At 42.7% G+C, this 21,644-nt stretch carries 16 protein-coding genes; 11 read left to right on the top strand and 5 right to left on the bottom strand.

All coding sequences use genetic code 11. From position 1 onward, the window contains the following. Positions 1-723 (top strand): nicotinamide riboside transporter PnuC, encoded by a 723-nt coding sequence (pnuC, locus tag CK797_RS00330; protein ID WP_104687843.1) that lies wholly within the window; start codon positions 1-3, stop codon positions 721-723. 80 nt (positions 724-803) lie between these two features. Further along, positions 804-1,652, top strand: coding sequence for an aldo/keto reductase (locus tag CK797_RS00325; RefSeq protein ID WP_104687842.1), 849 nt, complete (start codon positions 804-806; stop codon positions 1,650-1,652). Between the two features lie 135 nt (positions 1,653-1,787). Here the strand turns inward: CK797_RS00325 and CK797_RS00320 are convergent, their stop codons facing one another. After that, on the bottom strand, positions 1,788-2,270 hold the full coding sequence (locus CK797_RS00320) for a hypothetical protein (protein ID WP_104687841.1): 483 nt from the start codon (positions 2,268-2,270) through the stop codon (positions 1,788-1,790). A 322-nt stretch (positions 2,271-2,592) separates the two neighbouring features. Here CK797_RS00320 and CK797_RS00315 point away from each other — a divergent pair, with 322 nt between their 5' ends. The 4 genes from CK797_RS00315 (at position 2,593) to CK797_RS00300 (ending at position 8,341) form a co-directional block, all read left to right on the top strand. Continuing rightward, positions 2,593-3,429 (top strand): histidine phosphatase family protein, encoded by an 837-nt coding sequence (locus CK797_RS00315; RefSeq protein WP_104687840.1) that lies wholly within the window; start codon positions 2,593-2,595, stop codon positions 3,427-3,429. 1,120 nt (positions 3,430-4,549) lie between these two features. Continuing rightward, positions 4,550-6,151: a type I restriction-modification system subunit M gene (locus CK797_RS00310; RefSeq protein ID WP_104687839.1), complete on the top strand. Its 1,602-nt coding sequence runs from the start codon at positions 4,550-4,552 to the stop codon at positions 6,149-6,151. Continuing rightward, positions 6,151-7,329: a restriction endonuclease subunit S gene (locus tag CK797_RS09125; protein WP_225364996.1), complete on the top strand. Its 1,179-nt coding sequence runs from the start codon at positions 6,151-6,153 to the stop codon at positions 7,327-7,329. Before CK797_RS00310 ends, CK797_RS09125 begins: the two co-directional genes overlap by 1 nt. Positions 7,330-7,408: 79 nt before the next feature. Beyond that, the gene (locus CK797_RS00300; RefSeq protein ID WP_104687838.1) at positions 7,409-8,341 is read left to right on the top strand and encodes a site-specific integrase; all 933 of its coding nucleotides are present in this window, start codon (positions 7,409-7,411) and stop codon (positions 8,339-8,341) included. 40 nt (positions 8,342-8,381) lie between these two features. Here the strand turns inward: CK797_RS00300 and CK797_RS00295 are convergent, their stop codons facing one another. After that, complete coding sequence (locus CK797_RS00295; RefSeq protein WP_104687837.1) at positions 8,382-9,557, bottom strand: restriction endonuclease subunit S; 1,176 nt, start codon at positions 9,555-9,557, stop codon at positions 8,382-8,384. An 80-nt stretch (positions 9,558-9,637) separates the two neighbouring features. Between CK797_RS00295 and CK797_RS00290 the strand changes: the two genes are divergently transcribed. The 3 genes from CK797_RS00290 to CK797_RS00280 all read left to right on the top strand — a co-directional run bounded on the left by CK797_RS00290 (position 9,638) and on the right by CK797_RS00280 (position 16,055). Then, the gene (locus CK797_RS00290) at positions 9,638-12,646 is read left to right on the top strand and encodes a type I restriction endonuclease subunit R, EcoR124 family (RefSeq protein ID WP_104687836.1); all 3,009 of its coding nucleotides are present in this window, start codon (positions 9,638-9,640) and stop codon (positions 12,644-12,646) included. Between the two features lie 260 nt (positions 12,647-12,906). Next, on the top strand, positions 12,907-13,263 hold the full coding sequence (locus CK797_RS00285) for a hypothetical protein (RefSeq protein ID WP_104687835.1): 357 nt from the start codon (positions 12,907-12,909) through the stop codon (positions 13,261-13,263). 548 nt (positions 13,264-13,811) lie between these two features. Beyond that, entirely contained in the window at positions 13,812-16,055 is a 2,244-nt protein-coding gene (locus CK797_RS00280; RefSeq protein ID WP_104687834.1) for a bifunctional metallophosphatase/5'-nucleotidase, read from the top strand. Positions 16,056-16,263: 208 nt separating this feature from the next. On the opposite strand, the gene CK797_RS09225 is transcribed toward CK797_RS00280, so the two are convergent. Then, a complete protein-coding gene (locus CK797_RS09225) occupies positions 16,264-16,383 on the bottom strand; it encodes a hypothetical protein (protein ID WP_412458016.1) in 120 nt (39 codons plus the stop codon). Between the two features lie 229 nt (positions 16,384-16,612). Here CK797_RS09225 and CK797_RS00270 point away from each other — a divergent pair, with 229 nt between their 5' ends. Further along, complete coding sequence (locus CK797_RS00270; protein WP_104687833.1) at positions 16,613-17,503, top strand: LysR family transcriptional regulator; 891 nt, start codon at positions 16,613-16,615, stop codon at positions 17,501-17,503. 43 nt (positions 17,504-17,546) lie between these two features. Here the strand turns inward: CK797_RS00270 and CK797_RS00265 are convergent, their stop codons facing one another. After that, positions 17,547-18,764, bottom strand: coding sequence for an NADH-dependent oxidoreductase (locus CK797_RS00265; protein ID WP_104687832.1), 1,218 nt, complete (start codon positions 18,762-18,764; stop codon positions 17,547-17,549). A gap of 252 nt (positions 18,765-19,016) precedes the next feature. Between CK797_RS00265 and CK797_RS00260 the strand changes: the two genes are divergently transcribed. Next, complete coding sequence (locus tag CK797_RS00260; RefSeq protein ID WP_104687831.1) at positions 19,017-20,987, top strand: amidase family protein; 1,971 nt, start codon at positions 19,017-19,019, stop codon at positions 20,985-20,987. 89 nt (positions 20,988-21,076) lie between these two features. On the opposite strand, the gene CK797_RS00255 is transcribed toward CK797_RS00260, so the two are convergent. Next, complete coding sequence (locus tag CK797_RS00255; RefSeq protein WP_104687830.1) at positions 21,077-21,640, bottom strand: phosphoribosyltransferase family protein; 564 nt, start codon at positions 21,638-21,640, stop codon at positions 21,077-21,079. Positions 21,641-21,644 lie beyond the last annotated feature (4 nt).

Genomic DNA, 21,644 nt, shown 5'->3' with positions numbered 1-21,644 from the left:
ATGTCAAATGCAAGTAGCCATGGTTGGCTGTACACACAACTGTTTAGCAAGTGGAAACGATTCGAAGTCATCTACGTCACGATCCTGATTCTGCTGCAGGTCGGGGTTTACTTAATCGCACCAGATAGCTGGATCGGAATGATGTCGGGGGTATTCGGGACCCTGGCCCTGGTCTATGGGATGAAGGGGCGGAAGATTACCTTCATCTTCGGCTTTATCCAGTGCGTGGCTATGACCTACGTGGCCTGGCAGAGTCACACCTGGGGAACCTTTGTGATGGACATCTTCTACGTGATCTCACAACCGATCGGCTGGTTCATGTGGGGACACGATGACGCTACCAAGCGCTTCAGTCCCAAGGTGCGGCGCTGGGTCTTCGCCGGAGTGGTTGCAGCCTACTTCATCGGTTGGTACTTCATTTCAATGTTCAACGGCCAGCTGCCATACTTTGACTCCTTCAACCTGGTAGTCAGCTTTATCGCCCAACTGCTCTACATTTTGAAGTACCAGGAAAACTGGTCCCTTTGGATCTGGGTCAACACGGCCAACATCATCTACTGGATCATCCTGGCAGTCCGTTTCCAAATGGGCGTTCACATCGGGACGTTCGGTGGCGACCTGTCACAGATTGCCCTCCAGGCAGCCCTGCTGTTCAACTCTGTTTACGCAACCAAGGTTTGGGCCAGTGGTGAAGCCGATAACGAAGGTGGGACTGCAAAGTAGGTCCTGCCGGACGGATTAAGTAAAGACATTTTCTTAAGCTCAGAAGAATCTTCTGGGCTTTTCTATTAAGGAGGAATAACATGGATGGATACAAGTGGCTGACCTTGGCGGATGGTCAGCGAATGCCCCAAGAGGGCTTTGGGACCTACAAGGTGCGTGGTCAGGCAACAATGGATGAGGCAATCAAGACGGCCTACGCGGCGGGCTTCCGGCTCTTCGATACCGCTCAGCTCTATGAAAACGAGGATGAGGTGGGCCTAGCCCTGCAGCACTTGGGGGTACCACGGGACGAGTACTTTGTGACCACGAAGATCGCCGAGGCCAATGAGTCCTATGACCGGGCAATTGCCTCGGTCAAGGATTCTCTCCATAAGCTGCGGCTGGATTACGTTAACCTGCTGATGATCCATTGGCCGACCGAAAAGTACTTCTTCGAGTCGTGGCGGGCGTTGGAAGACCTGAAGAAGGCCGGACTGACCCGGTCGATCGGGGTCAGCAACTACCCGATGGTCCACCTTCAGTACCTGGCAACCCAGGCCAGCGAGCTGCCGGTGGTTGACCAGGTCGAGCGCCACCCCCTGCTGACCCAGCAGCCGCTGATTGATTTTAACCGTCAGCACGGAATTGTTACCCAGGCATGGAGTCCGCTGGGGCGGGGGAATATCCTGACTAATCCCTTGCTGGAAGTGATCGGGAAGCGTCATGGCAAGTCGGTAGCCCAGGTGATCCTGTGCTGGCAGCTGCAGAGTGAGGTGGCCTTTATTCCGAAGGCGGTTCATGCTGCTCATATTCGGCAGAATATCGACATCTATGACTTTTCCCTATCGGATGCGGAGATGGCGCAGATCAACGGTTTGAATAATTTTCACCGCTTCGGCAAGGAGCCGGCCTTGGCCTATGAGTATAATAAGAAGTACGAGACCCGTTAAATGAGATCGGCAAAGTTTAAGCGGCCTTCCAGACTATAATTTGCCATGTAACAAATGAAACACGCAGTAATAAAACAATCGAGCAGGCTGCCTAGATTTAGCTAGGGCCTGCTCGATTGCTTTTATATTTGAGAGTCAGTAGGATCGTTCCATCCAATAGGAGCTGTCGGCGAGGACCTGATCGTCACTGGAAATTAAGATCACTTCCTCGTTTGGATTGAACTTGTTGATTTCGGCGTACATGTTGTAATTATAGGTGTCGCTACGGAAATTCCATGGCACCCGGATGTCAACCTGGTCGCCATTGTCGTAGTGGAGGGTTACCCAGGTGATGTCGCGGCAGTGCTTTAACCGGTCGCCCAGACCCTCTTGACGCCCGTTTTGATCAAGGGCAAAGGTCTGCAAAGCATTGATCTGCTTATAATCAAAAGCCAGGACCAGGGTTTTGCAGGTGAATTCCTGGCTGACGCGCCCATCCCGGTGACCATTGATGTCTTCCTGCAGGGAGAGGGCGGTGCGTAAATCATCGCAATAGAAGCGCCGGATGTATTTGGCGGGGATGTCCCAGTACTCGACGTTTTCCATCGTGAGCTCAACGTTTACTAATTTCTTCTCCATAGTTTTTTCCTCCATGATAAATGTGATTTTTACTATGGAAAACGAAAAGAGCTTAATCTAATTTAGGGTACACTTTCCCCTTCCCATAGTTACCTACAGAAATATTAGATTAAGCTCTTAATCAAGCTAAGATTTATTATAGCTTTTCTGGGTGACTTGTCAATTGTCAACATATGGTCTGGGCTGGTAAGTGGACAAAATTTACTAATTTGGCAAAAAATATTAAAAATATTATTGAAAACGGTTGCATGAATTGTCATAATATTTATGAAACTAAATGGTATACTACTGAGTTGTTTTTTATGGAATTGGGGAATTATTGATGAAGATTAAGAAATTAACAGCAACATGTGCAATATTATCAGGTTTGTTACTTGGTGGCGCAACCACCGCTGTTGTACCGGCAACGGCATCTGCCGCATCAAATAAGGATCAGGTAACCATTTACTTGACTCGGCATGGTGAAACCACGGCCAATGTCATGCAGCGTGTACAGGGATCAAGCGACTTTCCATTGACGAAGAATGGGGTTACCGTTGCCAATGACCTTGGCTACGGTTTAAAGGGAATCAAATTCAAGCATGCTTATACTGGTAACTTGACCCGTCAAGAAGAGACGGCCCAACATGCTCTTGACCATTCTGGCAATAAGGGAACTAAGATTACCACCACGCCTAAGCTGCGGGAAGGTGGCTACGGTAGTTTCGAGGGTGATAGCATCCAGGCGGACAACCAGAAGATTGCGAATGTCTATGGCTATTCAGATGGACAGCAATTCCAGCAACAAACTGGCAAGGACTACTGGAACAAACTACAGGATGCCTACCACAAGCTGGACTCTGAGAATTCACAAAACACTAAGTTAGCGAAGAACGATCGTGCGGAAAGTTCAAAGCAGGTCCAGCAACGGATGACCTCTGAACTGAACCACATTGCCAAGACGACGCAAAAGCAGGGTGGCGGTAACGTCCTCGTTGTAAGTTCAGGGATGTCAATCAACGAGTACCTTTCAACGATGAGCAATAAGTACAAGGGTAAGCCATTGCAGAATGCCGCGGTAACTAAGCTGGTTTACAAGAACGGCAAGCTGCACGTTGACGGCCCAATCGGTACCCTGCACTATGTAAACAAGGGTGAAAAGATCGCCGACAATAAGTGATTTAGTAGAGAAATAATTTGATTATTCAGTAGTGTAGATATTTAGCCATTATTAAAGTAATAGAGCAGGCTGCCTAGTCTTCTAGGGTCTGCTCTATTGTTTTATTAACCTTATTGAAACCGTTGATTACCATAGCATAACTGTCCTTGCCGATGCTCCGGGGACTACCGGTGATAAAAATTCCGGCTACGCTTTTTACGTAATAGAAAGCGCCCAACCAATAGGAAGGGCGCCAAGATTATTAGCCATTACTTGAACAGCTTCTTGATTAGGTGTTTAATGTGCTTACTAGGCACAAACAGGATAATAAGGAACCAATGTCCCACAGGAGTCACCTCCCAATGCACATGGTTTAAGCGGAGCTATCCACCCGATGTGCATTAACATTGTAACATATTTGGATTGTGGTATAATAAGTTTACAGGATAATAAGGCCGGTGTGCAAAATGGTTATGAGGTAGCTCCTCATATGCCGAACCGGTTGGGGCGCTTAATAGGCGCTCTTTTTTATTATCGGTGTAATTTCAGACGATTTGGCACCGATATGCTATAATGCAGAACAAAAGACGGCACCTTCATTAAAAACGGACTAATTAAAACGGTAGTCATTAGCTTAGACGAGGTTGCATTGTTACTATTTTTCACATAAATAGAAAGCGCCCAACCAATAGGAAGGGCGCCAAGATTATTAGCCATTACTTGAACAGCTTCTTAATTAGGTGTTTAATGTGCTTACTAGGCACAACAAAGACTAGAAGGCCGGTGCGCAAAATGGTTATGAGGTAGCTCTTCATGGACCGAACCGGTTGGGGCGCTTAATAGGCGCTCTTTTTTATTATTGGTGCAATCTCAGGTGATTTGGCACCGATATGCTATAATGCAGAACAAAAGACGGCACCTTCATTTTGAGGGTGTCGTTTTGCGATACTGGACATATTTTTGGGGCAAAATGAACAAGTTGTTTTCCTATATATGACTAGAAATTATAAAAGTCCCTGAATTCTCAAATCAATTAAATTAAAAACGATTCTGCACAATATTTTGTGAAGTAATATAATTAAATTACCGCAAAATTATAGACATAATCTGTGGTTTATAAAGTTTAAATTGGGAGACAGACATGGCAAAAACAAATGAAACAAAAAACTTAGAAACCGCCTTGTTCAGCGCGGCGGATGCACTGCGTTCCAAGATGGACGCGAATGAATACAAGAACTATCTCTTGGGGATTATCTTCTACAAGTATTTATCCGATAGTCTGCTGTACGAGGTCGCCGACGAGATCGGTGATGGTCGTGAATCGACCACCCTCGCCGAAGCACAGAAGCTGTATGAGGAAAATACCGACGACGAGGACCTGCGTGATGAACTGATGGATACCTTTTCCTATGTGATTACGCCAGAAAACACCTTTACGAAAGTCATGGAGCACGTGAATGACCACTCATTCCAGATTGTGAATCTTGGGGATGCCTTCAAGGAGATTGAGGGGACCAACGATACCTTCGAGGGCTTATTTGATGATGTAGATTTGTTTTCCCGTCGGTTGGGGAGCAATGCCCAGAAGCAGGCCGATACGATTAGTGCGGTGCTCTCGGCAATCGATGGTCTGGAGTTGGTTAAGTCAGCCGGGGATACCCTGGGGGATGCTTATGAATACCTGATCAGTCAATTTGCTTCAGAGTCCGGTAAAAAGGCGGGCGAATTTTACACGCCGCAACAGGTTTCCGAATTATTAACCCGCCTGACCCTAGTCGGTAGGCACTATCCAGAGGGGCTGACCGTTTACGACCCGGCAATGGGGTCTGGCTCACTGCTGTTAAACTTCCGAAAGTATACGCAACATAAGGAAGAGATTATCTACTACGGCCAAGAAATCAATACGTCAACCTACAACCTGGCCCGGATGAACATGATCCTGCACCATGTCGATACTGCTAACCAACACTTACGGAATGGTGACACCCTGGATGCGGACTGGCCGCCGTCAGCTAAGACCAACTTTGATGCCGTGGTCATGAATCCCCCGTATTCCTTGCACTGGTCGGCGGCTAAGGGTTTCCTGGAAGATCCGCGCTTTAGCAAGTACGGAGTCCTGGCTCCAAAGTCAAAGGCCGACTATGCCTTCTTATTGCATGGCTTCTACCACCTGAAGAATACGGGGACGATGGCGATTGTCCTTCCGCACGGGGTGTTGTTCCGGGGAGCCAAGGAAGGCAAGATCCGCCAGAAGCTACTAGAGGACGGCTCCATTGATGCCGTTATTGGGTTACCGGCGAACTTGTTCTACAGTACCTCGATTCCAACGACGATCGTGGTGCTGAAGAAGGATAAGCAGGACCGGAGCGTGATGTTTATTGATGCTTCCAAGGAGTTTGAAAAGGGGAAGAACCAGAATAAATTACGTGAAGCCGATATTAGCAAGATTTTGGATACCTATGAAAAACGCCAGGACGTTGATAAATATGCGCATTTGGCAACCTTTGATGAAATTAAGGAAAACGATTTTAACCTCAACATTCCGCGCTACGTTGATACCTTTGAGCCAGAACCAGAAGTAGATCTGCGGCAGGTATCAAAAGAGTTACGGGATGTTAATGCCCAAATCAAGGATAATGAGCAGGAACTGGTGGGGATGCTGAAGCAACTGACGTCTAAAGACGATGAGGTGATGGCCGGAATCAATGACATCATCAAGGACCTAGAAGGGGAGATTAAGTAATGGCTAAAGAGAAAAAGAAAGTACCTAATCTTCGTTTTAAAGGCTTCACTAACGATTGGGAGCAGCGTAAGTTTAAAAATAATATTTTAAGGATTAACAGACATGGTAAGGGTTCTAATTTGCCTCATATAGAATTTGAAAATATCAATTCCGGAATGGGAACCTTAAATGGTAAAATTTCAGAGTTAAAATCTGATAAAGTGGGAATCTTGTTTGAAAAAAACGACATATTATTTGGGAAACTACGTCCATATTTAAGAAATTGGTTTTTGGCTACTTTCGATGGTGTAGCTATTGGCGATTTTTGGGTATTACGTCCTAGTGTACCATCTAATTTTATATATTTTTTAATTCAAACTGACAGATTTTATGCGGTAAGTAATCTATCTTCTGGATCAAAAATGCCTCGTTCTGATTGGAGCCTAGTTTCCAACTATAAATTTAACGTCCCTACTCAGAAACAAGAAATGATTAATATTGGAAAGCTATTATCAAAGTTGGATTCTTTACTTTCTCTCCAGCAACGAAAACTAGACCTCTTAAAGCAACTTAAAAAAGGCCTGCTACAAAAGATGTTTGCTGATAAGGATGCTAAGCAACCAGTATTACGGTTTGATGGCTTTAGTGGCGATTGGGAGCAGCGTAAGGGTAGTGAATTATTTAAATCTAAATCAGACAAGGGCTATTCATATTTACCAGTTTTATCTGCAACTCAGGATCAAGGCATGATATTAAGAGAAAAGACAGGCATTGATATAAAGTATAAGAAAGACAGTCTGGATAATTATAAACGTATAGAACCGGGAGATTTTATTATCCATTTAAGATCATTTCAGGGTGGATTTGCCTATTCAAGTATAGAAGGAATAGCTTCCCCAGCATATACCATCTTTTCTTTTAAGGAACCTGATGAATATAATGATAACTTTTGGAAAGAGAAATTTAGTAGTCATAATTTTATTCAGTTGCTAAAAAAGGTTACGTACGGTGTAAGAGATGGTAGAAGTATTAGCTATGGTGATTTTCTAACATTAAAGGAACAATTTCCTAATTTGCAGGAACAAACTAAAATTGGTAAATTATTTACAATATTGGATAAAACCATTCCTCTCCAGCAGAGTAGATTAACTAAACTAACTCTTCTGAAAAGGTTCCTCCTCCAACAAATGTTTATCTAAATCATTGTAAGAAAATAACCTCCAATAAATAATAATTACGTGTTTGAAACACAGATTATTATTTATTGGAGGATTTTGTATGTCAAAAAGTTACTATAGTACCAAGCTATTTTACAAGTATTACTTGAACTGGATTAAGCTTTATAAAGATGGTGCCGTTCGGCAGGTTACCTTAGACAAGTATTACCTTACCTATCGTAAGTTAAGAGCACTCGCCCCGGAACTTCACATGAACGAATTGAATCGGCAGACATATCAAAAGTTGCTGAATGACTATGCAACTACGCACGAAAGACAAACTACTCTTGACTTTCATCACCATTTAAGGGCTGCATTAGTTGATGCTATCGATATGGGCGATCTTAGACATGATCCGACTCGTCGCGCAATTATTAAGGGCCGTACTCCTAAGGCTAAGAAAAGTAAGTTTCTGAATTTATATGAACTGCGATTATTAATAAATCATCTGGAGTTAGGGCCAAACATAAGCTGGGACTGGTTTATTCTGCTTATCGCTAAAACCGGTTTGCGTTTTGCGGAAGCCCTAGCCCTAACACCAACTGACTTCAATTATGAAAAACAAGTGATCACGGTCAATAAGTCGTGGAACTACAAGGCGCCGACGGGACATTTTCAGCCAACCAAAAATGAATCGTCGAATCGGTCGGTAACCGTTGACTGGCAACTAATGAGTCAGTTTAAACCCCTATTACAAGGCATAGATAGTAAACAGCCAGTTTTCGTATCACCAGATAAAAGGGTCTTTAATTCAACCATTAATCAATTGTTGGAACGCTATTGTACCGAGCTTGGTATTCACATAATTTCAATTCATGGCTTGCGACATACCCATGCATCCCTATTACTGTACGAGGGAGTTTCCATCGCCAGCGTTGCTCGCCGGTTAGGACACGCGAATACAACAACGACCCAGGAAACCTATTTACACATTATTGAAGAGTTACGAAATAAAGATAACGATAAAATTCTTCATCATCTTTCCCAACTATAAAAAATGGCGGCACTAATCGATATTGGTGTCGCCAAATTATTTAGATGAACATTTGTTGTAAGAGGAACTTTTTAAGATAGGTTAGTCTATCTAGTTTAATCCGCTGATGAGAGATAAGATTGTCTACCTCATTAAATAATTTAATAATTCTTTCTTGCTCTTGAATATCAGGCGCTAATATTTGCAAATTAAGAAAATCAGATTCATGAATTTTCCATTGACCATAGACTACTCCTTGACGATAACGAAGCATTTCATTTATAAAGCTTTTTTGCTTTGACAAAATACCAATAAATTGACTTTCTTTATTATTGTTTGATTTAAAAATGCTATATACCGGTGAAATTACTGCCTTACCAGTTTTATTAAAACCAATAGAACCTGTTTCTAAATTATTTGAGCTATAGATGAAATCGCCTAATTCGGTTTTTTTATACTTTTTGCTAGAGTTTTTTACTAAAAATTCTCGGTCATAACGTTGGCTTTTCGGGACAACTCCTGTTCCTTGAACAAAAGACATTAAAGGGTATTCTTTACTTGCAGTTGTTTTTTCATTTCTCTCTTGTAGCATTTTACTTAGCTTATGTTGCTCCCAGTCACCACTGAAGCCCTTAAACCGTAGTATTGGTTGTTTGGCATTCTTATCAACAAACATCTTTTGTAGCAGGCCTTTTTTAAGTTGCTTTAAGAGGTCTAGTTTTCGTTGCTGGAGAGAAATAAGATTGTCAAGCTTTTTCAAGAGGTCAGCAATACCTTGTTGCTCATTAGTATTTAAAGGAAGTCTAATTTCTGATGTTTGTAATTTATCAAAAAAGTAGTATTGCCTAACACCTCCTTCTTGATATTTTATTATTTGGTTAAAAAACATTTTAGTATTAAACCATTCTTGTAAGAATAAGTCATTAATTTGTTCATTTGTTTTAAATATTTCATACAAAGAACTTACTAGGACAGGACCCTTCAAATTCTGATAACCAATCGACCCAACATTTATTCTTGCGGGATTATAAGCAAAAGAATTAGGATAAACTATATAATTGTTTTTTTTATCTGCTTTCGAATATGTATTATCCTGCCCAAACTTTTTGTCTTGAGATATGAATCCATATTGATTAGATATTGAATATGATGGTAAAGGTAATCCGTCCTTATTTTTATTTTTGTCAGCACGTACCAGTGTTCTAAACTTACGCTGCTCCCAAGCAAGTGGCTGCATTAAAATTGCCTATTGTATCAATAGATGAAGCGCTTTTCTGTTACAATGAAACTATAAAATATTGATGAAAAGAGATTGTTATGCAACAAGAGCTAGAGATGGAACAGAAACTGATTAACCAGTTGACACGTGATGAGTCACAATGGACCCTTCGCGAGGATATTAAGACGGAAGACGACCTCTGGGATAATTTCTTTACAATCCTCCAGAATAATAATCGGGCGGTCCTAAATGGAGTGGCTCTAACTGATAATGAGAAAGCTAGTATTAAAGCTAAGATCAATCATTCAACCTTCTTCAAGGCTGCCCAAGACTTCACTGGTGCCAATGGTCAATACCGTATTACTATCCAGCGTGATGATACAACGGTTGGTACGATTAGTTTATTAGTGATTGACCATACCAATATTGCGGGTGGAACCTCGGTATATGAGGTTGTTCACCAAATTCAATTGGGTCGGCGTCAAAAAATGGATAATGATCGACGGGGGGATGTTACCTTACTAATTAACGGCTTGCCAGTCATTCATATCGAATTAAAAACGCCTAAACGTTCCTATCTGCAGGCTTTCAATCAGATTCAGAAATACATTACTGAGCAAAAGTTCAACGGTATTTTTTCCAACATTCAAATGTTTGTCGTAACCAACGGGACAGATACTAAGTACGTTGCGGCGGACCAGCACCTGCGAGAGAAATTTCTGAGTGGTTGGGTAGATAAGGATAATAATCCGGTGCGTAATTACCTAGACTTTGCCAAGGATGTTTTATCAATTCCTGCGGCTCATCACATGGTTGCTGATTACTCCGTCCTGGACAGTAAGCAGAAACACATTATTCTTCTCCGGCCTTATCAGGTCCATGCCATTGAGGCCATTTTTGACGCATCTAAGAGGCAACAATCCGGTTATATTTGGCATACGACTGGTTCTGGTAAGACACTGACTTCATACCGAGTGGCCCATAACCTGCTTTCCATTCCGTCACTAGATAAGGTTATCTTCTTGATTGATCGGAAGGATTTGGATAACCAAACTACGCAAGCCTTTCAATCGTATGCTAATAATGATTCTATTGACGTCAAAGAAACCGAAAGCACGTATAATCTAGCGAAGAAATTAACCAGCGGTGAGCGGACGGTACTGGTTACTACTCGCCAAAAACTACAGACACTTTTCAAATGGCAGGGTGAAGATCGCAATGATGCCATGTTTAATCGTCTTAAAAACCTTAAATTGGCGTTCATTGTCGATGAATGTCACCGAACCATTTCACCAGAAAGTAAAATGGATATTGATAAGTTCTTCAATATTCAGCCACTCTGGTATGGCTTTACGGGGACCCCGATCTTTTCGCAAAATAGTCGGAATGAAAATGGGAAAGCTGCACGGACCACAGAACAGCAATATGGACCCTGCCTGCATAGCTACACCATTAAAGATGCTATCCGTGACCATGCCGTTTTAGGTTTTCAGATTAATGATATGCAAAATATTTATCAGGATAGCGATGACGAAGATAATAAAGATAAACTGAATGCCCAGTATATTACCGATGCTCATATGCATGCCGTTGCTAAGAGTATCCTCAAATTATCGTACCGGGATCTGGGTATCCGGAACATCAATAATCGCGGTTATACCTATTCAGCAATTCTTACCACGAGTCCAGCTAATAAGCGGCCAATTGATCAAGCAAAACGTTACTATCGGTTATTCCGAGATATTAAAAATGGTAAGTCATCGGTTGAAGTACCTAAGCGAATCAAGGAGATTTTGCCCGATTTCCCCAAGGTTGCCATTACCTTCTCGGTTACCCAAAATGATGAGGATTCACTTGGTGATCAGGAATTTATGAAGGAAGCCATCGATGATTATAATCATGAGTATGGAACCAGTTATAGCTTGGATGAAATTGGTGCCTATAATAAGAACATCAATGACCGACTAGCACGGAAGAACGATGCGTTCAAGCCGCAGAGTGAGCGATTAGATTTGGTTATTGTTGTAGATCGCTTGCTGACGGGCTTTGACTCCCAGTATCTTTCAACACTCTTTGTTGATCGGCCACCGATGAACCCGCAGAACATTATTCAATCATTTTCCCGGACCAACCGGATTTTTGATCAGGATAAGAAGTATGGGAACATCATCACTTTCCAGTTCCCCAAAACGTTTAGCAAAGATATTGATGACGCACTAACCCTGTATTCGAAGGGTGGCATTGGTGAGGTTATTGCGCCGACGTGGACTGAATCCAAGGAAAAGTTTGACTATGCATATGATCAAATCGCTCCTTATGCTTTTTCGGTAGGGGAACAGTCGATCCTCTACGCAACGGATGAAGAGCAGAAAGACTTTATGAAGGATTATCAACAGTTTGATAAGACTTTTGCAGCGGTTCAGACTTATGATGAATTCGATGATGTTGATCAGGTAGCTGATTATAAATTGACACCGGAAACCTTGGACGCGATGCAAGGAACATATGAAACGCTGGTGGAAAAATTCAAGAAGTGTGGTGGTGATGACGATGATGATGCGGAGCCTGTCAATACTGACTATGAACTGGAATCAGTGATTGATAAGTCAGTTAATTATCAATATATTCTGTCATTGATTCAGGCTTATGTTCCGGATGAAGGTGAACTATTGCCAACAGCTGGTGAACAAGAAGCTACGGAAATTGAAGATTATATTGACGATTTAGGGCGTACTAATAAGCCGTTAGCAACTATTGTTAGTCAATTATGGGGCAAGATTAAACAACATCCAGAAAAATTTGCAGGGCAACAGGTTGATCAACTCTTAAATAAGATGATTGATCAGGCTTATAATCAAGAACTAGTTGCCTTTGCGGATAAGTACCACGTTAGTTTAGACGACTTAAAATTTGTTATTAAGAATTATGATGTTCATGCCTCCAAACAGGCTGGCGTTAATCAAATGTTGTCCCGCGATGCTTTTAAGAAGTTTAAGGAAGCTAATGCTGACTCTGAACTAAAACGGATGATGGATTGGAAGAAGCAGGTACGGGCACAGTTGGGTGACTTGTATGTTAACCACATTGCACCACTACTTGATGACTAAGTATCTTTATAAAACTAATATTCTATGAATTCATAGTTTACCGTTATTTTTTATAAAACCGAATTTTATAAATGCAAAGAGTAACATTTGAACGTCAGTGTAAATCTATCAGCCGTACGGCAAGAGAGATACTATATAGTCCTGGTATGGAAAAGAAATACGGTTTAGTAACGTGTAATAGTTAAGGTATGCGAAAGTGGTATAATAATTTAGAAAGGGCATTCATCGTAGTTTTAATAGCGGGAAGAGGCGTCGTTAATATGCTCAATGACAAGCAAAAGGAGATCGTTCATCATCGGCGGGTGATCTTTGCGATCATTATTGCGATTCTGATTACCCTGCTCGGACTCTGGCCAGTAATCTTTTACTTTGGTGCTGGGCTCTTAATGTTGTACCTTGTCTTAGGAGGAATCAGCTGGCTGATCACATGGCTCAGTGGCGATGACTTAACCAATCCCCGGCATGCTTCGAACGAAAATAACGATGACTCGGTGTCCGATACGCTGTGGGACAATGAAACCCTGCATGCGATGCAGCACCACGATGATAGCTATGCCCATTATCATGATTACCTCAACGATGATGATCATAACGATGGTAACAATGACCTCAACTAAGAGAAGAACGATGCAAGCTTTTGTAGAGCTTGCTTTTTTTGAAAATCCTGAATTGAAGTGCATGGCTACTTCTTTGATTTTCAATAGTTAACTTAATGAAAGAAGAATTGCCATGAAATATACCGAACTAAAACATGATACTGTATCCTGCCAAGCTTCCACATTAAATAATAAAAATTAGTTGGCTTTACCAGTAGCGGAATTCTGTTGCAGTAAGGTCATTTCTTTTGACTAAAATAAATGGGGTTGTAAAGTATTTGATTCCTTATTCTACTATCCTTTTAAGTTCATCATGTTACGGAGTTAGAAGAACAGATTCCTGACCAACTACTGATTAGTTCTAAGAATGGTTGAAGTAAAATTTCGTGCCAGCACGAACTATAACTATTAGTAGGTGACCGGTTGAACCTTAAAAAGGTAATTCGTTAATTGTGTAACCCCTTTTAAAAATTGATAACTACTACCAAAATTAAGTTTGAATCATGCTAAAATCTAATCAGATTTTAATCTGCTATTATTCATCCGCACTTATGGAGGAGTTATCTCAAATGAAGAGTAAGGGTTCTAAGTATACGTTATTATTGGGAACGGCACTATTGGGATTTTATTTGCAAGCGAACAGTATTCATGCAGCGACGACAACTTCGAGTAACGGCCAACCAGTTACTGATAATGTGACACCACTGGTTCAGACGAATAAGGATGAGGCCAGCACACCACAAGCGACAACTGACTGGGCTGATCCAGCTCAATACCAGCATGATGTTCCGGTACAAATCTTGGGGATCAATGATTTACACGGAGGCCTAGAAACAACTGGGTCAGCAACAATTGGTAATAATACCTATTCTGATACAGGAACTGTTGCTCGGTTGGCCGGCCACCTTGATTCTGCTGAAGAGAGCTTTAAGGCTGCTAATCCAACGGGAACAACTATCCGGGTTGAGGCAGGGGATATGGTTGGTGCATCACCAGCAAATTCAGCATTACTACAGGATGAGCCAACGATGCACGCCTTAAAAGCGATGAACTTTGATATTGGAACATTAGGAAATCATGAATTTGACGAAGGTCTTGCCGAATACATGCGGATTGTAAATGGTGGGCAGCCGGTAAAGCAGTACAATGAAGCAGCAATGGCATATCCTCATGTTAAATCTGGCATTAACATTATTACTGCTAATGTGGTCCAAAAGTCTGATGGCCAAATTCCGTTTGGGATGCAACCATATTTAATTAAAGAGATTCATACTAGTGATGGGAAGGTTGCAAGAATTGGTTTTATTGGGATTGAAACAACATCGTTACCAATCCTAACTTTATATGATAATCACAAGGATTACGATATTCTTGATGAAGCAGAAACAATTGCTAAGTATGACAGGATTTTACGGAAAAAAGGCGTAAATGCGATCGTAGTATTAGCCCATACTGGTGTATCGACGGACAAAGAAGGAAACACCAAGGGAAATGCAGTGGATATTATTAAGAAGCTCTACCAAATCGACCCTAATAATTCTGTTGACCTTTACATTGCTGGTCATTCTCACCAGTATGCCAATGCGACAGTTGGAAGTGTCAAGCTTGTTCAAGCTATCTATACGGGAAAAGCATATGATGATATTATCGGCTATATTGATCCTACGACTGATGACTTTGTAAAGGGCAGCCTTGTTTCACATGTTTACCCAGTCCTATCTGAAAAAGATGCACCGAACGTCAAAACTGATGCTAATGTAACTGCAATTGTTCAGGATGCAAACCGCCGAGTTGCACCAATTATTAATAAAAAGATTGGGGAAGCTGCTAAGCCAGGTGATATTTTAGGGCGGCTTCATAATACCGCCACTCGCGAAAATGCTGTTGGGGAGTTGGTTGTTGATGGTCAGCTATATGCTGCTAAAAAGGCGGGATTACCAGCAGATTTTGCAATGACTAATACCGGTGGGGTTCGTGCTGACCTTCACGTGAATAATGATCGTTCAATTACGTGGGGAAGTGCTCAGGCAGTGCAGCCATTTGGTAATATTTTACGAGTAGTTCAGATGACCGGCGCCCAAATTGTTAAGGCGCTTAACCAGCAATATGATGAAGATCAAGCATATTATTTACAGGTTGCCGGTCTGCATTATACGTATACTGATCAGAATGACCCTAACCAGCCGTACAAGGTAGTTAAGGTATATGACCAAAATAATCAGCCACTGGATATGCAGAAGACCTATAATGTTGTAATTAATGATTTCCTTGCTGGTGGTGGGGATGGCTTTTCCGCCTTTAAGGATGCTAAGTTGGTTGGAATTGTTGGACAGGATACGGATGTTTTTATTGACTACATTACTGATATGACGAATAAAGGTAATCTAATTACTGCTCCGGTAATGAACCGTAAGATTTACATGACAGCTGCACAATTAGCAGGAGAAACAACAAAACATAATGAAAAGGATCAATCTGCTACCCAATCTGTTACAACCCAAACAGATAAAGTAGTAAATCAACCAACCGCGCCAGTAGTGGTGATACCAGCAACGGTTGAGCAACCTGCTAATACTGTTCAGCTGAATGCAGAATCAATGCGAAAAGCGGGGACCAATAACGCAAGCGTAAATAATAGTTTAACTAATTTAACGCCGGTTGGACTTAATTCACGAACAAATCGTCCTACAAATAAGCAAGCTATATTACCACAGACTGGTGATAATGATGAGCTTAGCTGGCTATTGTTAGGGACTTCATTGATGAGCATGACTGGCTTAACACTTATTAAGCGCAAGAGAAAACAAGCATGATTAAAAGAAGTCGTTGGAAAACAAAATGAGCTTTTCTACGGCCCTTGTTGATGATAGATTAAAGAAATTACGAATGATCCTTCAATAGCAAGATGGAAATGTGCGATTCAAAGATTTACAATTTGTTCGTAGCTATCACTGATGGTAAAATACAATTGTAAACAAAAAAGCGAGCCGCTTTAAAGGCGGTGGCTTAGTTACTTTTTATCTAATAAAAGATCGTCCGCAACCTGCCAAAGTTAACTGGACGGTCTTTTATTATGCACAGAATGTGAAAATAAAGGTTAGTAAATGCAACAACGAAAGTCGCAAATGCTAACGCTAGCATGAGTGCCTGGTAGACGCTCACGGGCTGTAATCCTTTCTGAAGAATAGCTCACAGGAACCACCTCATTTCAAGAAAACAGCCACCGCCCATAAAACTTCTCGCAAGGGTGATTATATTATACCTGGGTATCAGCTGTGGAAGTCACAAGTATTGATACTAGTTGTCTGTATAACTTGAAGACGAGAAAAACTTTAACTCTTACGTTATTTAGTGAAAGTAGGGGATAGGAATGAACTACGATCAGCTGTTATACGTTACCGAGTTGGCAAACCACCGGACCCTTCAGGCGACGGCAGATTTTCTGCATATCTCCAAATCGGGGCTGAGTCAATCAATTTCACAATTAGAGGATGAGCTGGGTGTGCAGCTCTTTGCGCGGAGCCACCAGGGGATGGCCCTGACTGATAAAGGGCAGGAACTGTTACCTTACATTAAATCAATGATGTCGGCGAAGGTTAACCTAGTTCATCAGGCCAGTCGGCTGGGGAGATTAAACAAGAGTCATACCATTCGCTTTGCCTATACCAACACGTTCTTGAAGCCAATGTTAACTGAATTTCTCAAGGCCTATGATTCAAACACCACGCTTCTGTTAAAACGAGAATCTAGTTCAACGATTATTGAGCAGGTGCGCCGCCAAGAATTGGATGCCGGATTTATCGCAATCGATAGTAAGCACCAGGCCGATCTGCTAGGATTAAAGTTTATCAAGGTCCACGACGGCCACATTAGTTTAATCACCAGTAAACAGAATCCACTGTTAAGTAAGGATCGGGTAACTGAGGAAGAACTCGCTAGGCAGAAGTTTGCCCTCTTTAATGATCCTTATAATGATCAGTTATTTGAACATCTCCAATTTATATGTGGACCGTTGGAAACCGTGGCCCGCCTTGACGACAGTTGGGCGATGTATACGGTGATCACCAAACTAAATGCGGTTTGCTTGGCAAGAGATTGGCAGGCACTCCACTCACCGGATGAGCTGTTTGCCACGCTGCCAAAGATAAACTTGAGCAATATCATCAACGATCGCTTTACCCTTGGCTGGGTTATTAATCCGGCCGCAGATTTAGACCAAACCACTAAGTTCTTGATTCAAAATATCAATAAGCAATTATAAAAAACCAGCTAGCAAAAGTGCTAACTGGCTTTTTATAGTTGCATTACTTCTTAAAATCATCCAGATTAAAGGATGAGCTGGTACCATTCTTTAAGACATCTTTGTTCAAGGAACCCGCTTGATGGAGGGCGTAGATTGACTCCCGGCCTGGCAAGTGCGGTTCCATTTTTGGATCAGAGAAAAGATTGATGAGGCCGGGCGTTAAATGGGACTTCTTAACCTGTTCAGGAGAAATCTTACGAATAATTTCGTTACCACGGCCTTCGCTTATCTTGAGACCGATTTGTGGATCAATCAAGGTTGCCCGGGCCATTGCCACCAGGTCGGTCAGCTTCAAAGCGGCTTGGGCATCTTCTTCTGACATGACGTCCCCAACGATAATTTCTTTAGCATCGTTGCCGATCGCTGGTTGGAATAATTCCGCAAAGGTCTTATCCGAATCCTTTGGTTTTGCGTCATATTTAGGAAGTGAAAGGTGAATGTAATCTAGGTCGTAGTGGTCAGTGATCGCCTTGATCAGTTGGGTAGACTCATGCCAAGTGTAGCCAACCGTTTCGTGAATCTCCTCTGGACTGATCCGGTACCCGACGATGAAGTCCTTTGGTGCATATTCCTTAACAACACTCAGCACCTCTTTAACAATGGCCAATGGGAAGTTCATCCGTTTTTCCAAACTACCGCCCCAATTATCAGTCCGATGGTTAGAGAATGCTGAGAAGAACTGTTGAATTAGGTAATGGTTAGCACCATGGATCTCGACCCCGTCAAAGCCGTAATCGATGGCGCGCTTGGTTGCGGCCCCAAAGTCGTTAACCACATCTTGAACCTCGTCGTCCGTTAATTCATGAAGCGGGTAGTCAATCCACGGGAAGTCCATCTTGCTAGGAACTTCGACCGTGCGGCCAAGTTTCGGGGCATAATTAGCTTCCCGACCGGAGTGGACTAATTGCAAAATCGCCTTATTGCCATCCTTCTTTAATGCCTTAGCAACCTTTGCCATCCCCGGTTTGAAATGGTCATCATAGATTGCTAATTGTTCACGATCTTTTGCCCAGCTCCGAGATGGGCCACCATTTTTACGAACGGAAGTATACTCGACAATTACCATTCCCGCTGATTGTGAACGGGCACCATAGTAGTCTAAGGTATCCTGAGAAACCGCTTCGTTATCACCACTATTGGTCAGCATCGGTGCTTGAACTAATCGATTGCTGATGGTTGCGCCATGTCTAAATGTAACTTGATCAGTTAATTTTTTCATTTTAATAACCTCCGTTTTGCTTTCTCTCCACATGTTCAATGTATCACGAAAGCGTTTGAGAGGAAATTAACGGTTTCTGAACCTGGCGTTAAGCAGCGGTGAACGAGCTTGAAATGTAGTGATGGCTTCGGCCATGGCAGCGCTTTGTGTTTGTACTTGCAAAATGACATTATAATCTCCTAATTTTAGCTATTGAAATCGGTACCATTCACCCTATAATGTAACCATATTAACAAAAAAGGGGTGTTCACAATGAATCATCATCGTCGCCAGATATGGTTAGCGGTTGCGACCGGCATATTGTTTTTGGGTAATCTAAGCTGTGCTGCACCGGTGTTAGCCGATAATATACCCGCCAATAATCAGCAGCTAACTGTTCAAAGGTCAACTACGACAGCTGAGGATAATACACAGGTTGCGGCTAAAGTAGATAATCAATCGGCCACCAGTATTGCCAGACAGATCAGCTCAGGTCAGCTTAATGCTCAGCAGGTGGTTGATCATACCTATCAAAAAATAAATGATGAGAATCCTCGATTGAATAACGTTATTTACCAGGACCCAGCTGATGCCCAGCAACAAGTGCAGCGTCTTCAACAGTCTAGCCAAAATCCAGCACAAGATCAAAAACAGGATAAGCCGTTTTACGGAACACCAATTTTGATTAAAGGCTTAGGTCAAGCCTATAAGGGCTACTCAAACACTAACGGGTTGCCTTACCTAGAGGGAAATACGTACGGTTACACGAAAAATTTTGTCAAGAAGCTCCAGGACATGGGATTTATCATAGTAGGTTCAACCAATTATCCTGAATTAGGATTAATTAACGTGACGGACTCTAATCTATATGGGGTTGCGCATAATCCATGGAGCCTTGATCACAACACGGGCGGTTCATCGGGGGGCGCAGCCGCGAGTGTTGCGGCGGGGATTGTTCCGGTCGCAACGGGAAACGATGCTGGGGGTTCACTGCGAATTCCTGCTTCCTGGTCTGGAGTGATTGGATTAAAGCCAACCCAAGGAATCATTTTGGGTGATTCGTCGATCCCGTCGGTGGTCAACTTTGCGGAAACACGGAATATTGACGATACTATTACCCTATTCAAGGGGGTGATGAATCCGCGTCGTGCTGCTTTATTGAAAGCCACACCTGCTAATTTACGTTCCTTGAAGATTGCCTACTCACTCACATCTCCTGTTGGTACATCAGTCAGCAAGGATGCCCAACAAGCTATCTTAGATGCTGTTAAGTTTCTTAGGCGGCAGGGCTTTACTGTTGTAGAGCAGAATAGTCCGGTGGATGGTGTCAAAATGATGCAGAGTTATTATTTAGGAGCGCTTGCTGATGGTTCGGTTGCTAATTTCATGGCGAATCAAAAGTTACATCGTAATTTAACGGCAGCAGATGTTACCAACCACTTGATTAGCCCGATGACCTATGCACTGTATGAAGCGAATCGGAAAGCGCCACGAGATACGTTACAAAAGTATCGGGCGGAGTTAAAACTGATTAGCCAGCAAATGACGGCTTTTCATGAAGAATATCCAATTTATCTAACACCGACAACCGCGACCGTAGCGCCCTTGAATAGCGAGCCGGCTTTCCTGCCAGATAATGTCCAGAAAATATTAAAAATTAAGGATTTACCATTCGACCAGCAGATGCAGTTAATCTATGATTCTTGGTTACATGGATTAAGCAAAACTCCTTTTACACAATTGGCAAATCTTTCCGGGGAGCCTGCATTAAGTTTACCAACTTATGTTAATGCTGCTGGATTACCTCTGGGGATTCAGCTGCAAGGACCCAATGGGAGTGATTTGACATTGTTAGAACTTGGAAGATTATTTGAAGAGAATCATAAATTGATCTTCCTAAACAACTATCTAGCTGCTAAGTCTTTTGGTACTGCGTCTGAAAAGATTGTCCCTATTACTGGAGCAGCAAACGTGGATTCCATTGCTGCTGAAAGCAGGACAGGTCAGGATGCCTTGGCGAGTGATCTGACTGCAAACCAAATCAATGGTGAACTCGCTAAGACTGCTAGCTCAACTCAAGCTAATCCTATGAGGCGTGGAGGCTATCAGGGATCACAAAATACTAAAAAAAATGGCGAAGAAATTTTGCCACAAACCGGTGATGGATCAGCATATGTTTTGGCTAGTCTAGGCTTATTATCCGCATTGTTTAGTACGCTCTTCCTGTATCGTCGTCATAACTGATATATTCGGGTACTTTAGGAAATCAGATAGAAACGCCATCCAGGATTTTCAATGAATCCTGGATGGCGTTTTTGGATGAGGGATACTTATCAAAACTCCTTAACCGTCCCATCAAGGTTGAAAAGCGGGAGGGGCTTTAAAAACTGAATATCGGTCCGCTTGGCAGCGGGTCCTTCTGCCAGGATAGCAAGCTTGCTAACAACGTGGCAGCCGGCCTTATCGAGGAGCTGGCAAGCAGCGTGGATAGAGTTTCCGGTGCTGATGACATCATCAACCAGGACCACGCGCTTTCCCTGCAGCTTTTTCGCGTCGTCGCCGTCGAGGACTAATTCCTGTTCATGGGTCGTGGTAATGGCGTTAACGGTGGTCTTCAGCGGGTCCTTCATGTACCCCTTCACCGATTTGCGGATGACAAGCGAGCGGGGATGGCCGCTAAGCAGGGCCAGGTCGTGAGCTAGCGAGATTCCCTTGCTTTCGACGGTAACGACATAATCAAAGTCCTTTGGGAGCTTGGGCAGTAATAGTTTAGCAGCCGTATAGCTCATTGCGTCATCCCCCAGCAGGACAAACGAGGCGATGGCGGTATCGGCACTGATGGGGATGAGGGGTAGGTTCCGGCGCTGGTCACCGATGATAAGTTGGTATGTTTTCATTGAA

Origin of the sequence: Limosilactobacillus pontis (assembly GCF_002940945.1) — a bacterium.
Lineage (GTDB): Bacteria > Bacillota > Bacilli > Lactobacillales > Lactobacillaceae > Limosilactobacillus > Limosilactobacillus pontis_A.
Note: the sequence above shows the minus strand (reverse complement) of the source record. Positions and strands in the feature narration are given on the sequence as shown.

What these genes read in the sequence shown, in the direction of transcription:
- pnuC (WP_104687843.1), top strand. Translation starts at nt 1, where the DNA reads ATGTCAAATGCAAGTAGCCATGGTTGGCTGTACACACAACTGTTTAGC.
- CK797_RS00325 (WP_104687842.1), top strand. Translation starts at nt 804, where the DNA reads ATGGATGGATACAAGTGGCTGACCTTGGCGGATGGTCAGCGAATGCCC.
- CK797_RS00320 (WP_104687841.1), bottom strand. Translation starts at nt 2,270, where the DNA reads ATGGAGAAGAAATTAGTAAACGTTGAGCTCACGATGGAAAACGTCGAG.
- CK797_RS00315 (WP_104687840.1), top strand. Translation starts at nt 2,593, where the DNA reads ATGAAGATTAAGAAATTAACAGCAACATGTGCAATATTATCAGGTTTG.
- CK797_RS00310 (WP_104687839.1), top strand. Translation starts at nt 4,550, where the DNA reads ATGGCAAAAACAAATGAAACAAAAAACTTAGAAACCGCCTTGTTCAGC.
- CK797_RS09125 (WP_225364996.1), top strand. Translation starts at nt 6,151, where the DNA reads ATGGCTAAAGAGAAAAAGAAAGTACCTAATCTTCGTTTTAAAGGCTTC.
- CK797_RS00300 (WP_104687838.1), top strand. Translation starts at nt 7,409, where the DNA reads ATGTCAAAAAGTTACTATAGTACCAAGCTATTTTACAAGTATTACTTG.
- CK797_RS00295 (WP_104687837.1), bottom strand. Translation starts at nt 9,557, where the DNA reads ATGCAGCCACTTGCTTGGGAGCAGCGTAAGTTTAGAACACTGGTACGT.
- CK797_RS00290 (WP_104687836.1), top strand. Translation starts at nt 9,638, where the DNA reads ATGCAACAAGAGCTAGAGATGGAACAGAAACTGATTAACCAGTTGACA.
- CK797_RS00285 (WP_104687835.1), top strand. Translation starts at nt 12,907, where the DNA reads ATGCTCAATGACAAGCAAAAGGAGATCGTTCATCATCGGCGGGTGATC.
- CK797_RS00280 (WP_104687834.1), top strand. Translation starts at nt 13,812, where the DNA reads ATGAAGAGTAAGGGTTCTAAGTATACGTTATTATTGGGAACGGCACTA.
- CK797_RS09225 (WP_412458016.1), bottom strand. Translation starts at nt 16,383, where the DNA reads ATGCTAGCGTTAGCATTTGCGACTTTCGTTGTTGCATTTACTAACCTT.
- CK797_RS00270 (WP_104687833.1), top strand. Translation starts at nt 16,613, where the DNA reads ATGAACTACGATCAGCTGTTATACGTTACCGAGTTGGCAAACCACCGG.
- CK797_RS00265 (WP_104687832.1), bottom strand. Translation starts at nt 18,764, where the DNA reads ATGAAAAAATTAACTGATCAAGTTACATTTAGACATGGCGCAACCATC.
- CK797_RS00260 (WP_104687831.1), top strand. Translation starts at nt 19,017, where the DNA reads ATGAATCATCATCGTCGCCAGATATGGTTAGCGGTTGCGACCGGCATA.
- CK797_RS00255 (WP_104687830.1), bottom strand. Translation starts at nt 21,640, where the DNA reads ATGAAAACATACCAACTTATCATCGGTGACCAGCGCCGGAACCTACCC.